We start from the raw sequence: 275 nt of genomic DNA, 5'->3' as shown, positions 1-275 counted from the left end.
AGGATTATCAAACTAAAAAGGCCGAATACGATGTACTCGCGCCATTGATTGAAACAGAAACGGATTTAGATATTATTGATCAGGCCTTACGACAATTCCACGAAAAAGGAAAAGAAAAGCAAGAACAACTTTCTTTTGAATTGGATTAAAAAATAGATATAAATAGCGGACAAGAAAAGAAAAGCGCGGTAGAATAAAGATAGAAAGAAACGAGGTAACGATTATGATGGAAGATACCTATTATCAATTAGAAGAGGCTTTGGTACAGGGATTTC

At 34.5% G+C, this 275-nt stretch carries 1 pseudogene; it reads left to right on the top strand.

The window, feature by feature from the left end:
• Window positions 1-149, top strand: a pseudogene (locus L0M85_RS09940) (helicase SNF2); the annotation flags it as partial.
• Between the last annotated feature and the right edge of the window lie 126 nt (window positions 150-275).

Source organism: Streptococcus sp. DFI.7.26, assembly GCF_022240605.1.
GTDB lineage: Bacteria > Bacillota > Bacilli > Lactobacillales > Streptococcaceae > Streptococcus > Streptococcus xiaochunlingii.
The sequence above is the reverse complement of the archived record's forward strand: the minus strand, read 5'-3'. Positions and strand labels throughout refer to the sequence as shown.